The 597-nt window shown below is 48.1% G+C and carries 1 rRNA gene; it reads left to right on the top strand.

The annotated features are described in order from the left end of the window. Positions 1–147: 147 nt before the first annotated feature. Positions 148–597: ribosomal RNA gene (locus A9G31_RS02025) — 16S ribosomal RNA — on the top strand; the annotation flags it as partial.

The raw sequence follows: 597 nt of genomic DNA, 5'->3' as shown, positions 1-597 counted from the left end.
AGCTCTTTAAAAAGAAGAAACAGACAATCTGTGTGGGCACTTGCGAGACGAAAGATTAAAGTCTACGGACTAAAAAATTAAGTCTTGATAAGTGACACTGAAGATTCATTTGAATATGTCAGAGACAGTTATTGAGCATCAAACTTTAAATTGAAGAGTTTGATCATGGCTCAGATTGAACGCTGGCGGCAGGCTTAACACATGCAAGTCGAACGGTAACATGAGTGCTTGCACTTGATGACGAGTGGCGGACGGGTGAGTAAGGTATGGGGATCTGCCGAATGGAGGGGGACAACTCTTCCGATCTACTGCTAATACCGCATAAAGTTGAGAGACCAAAGCATGGGACCTACGGGCCATGCGCCATTTGATGAACCCATATGGGATTAGCTAGTTGGTGGGGTAATGGCTCACCAAGGCGACGATCTCTAGCTGGTCTGAGAGGATGACCAGCCACACTGGAACTGAGACACGGTCCAGACTCCTACGGGAGGCAGCAGTGGGGAATATTGCACAATGGGGGAAACCCTGATGCAGCCATGCCGCGTGTATGAAGAAGGCCTTCGGGTTGTAAAGTACTTTCGGTGATGAGGAAGG

This window comes from Gilliamella sp. Gris1-4 (assembly GCF_001690335.1).
Lineage (GTDB): Bacteria > Pseudomonadota > Gammaproteobacteria > Enterobacterales > Orbaceae > Gilliamella > Gilliamella apicola_P.
Note: the sequence above shows the minus strand (reverse complement) of the source record. Positions and strands in the feature narration are given on the sequence as shown.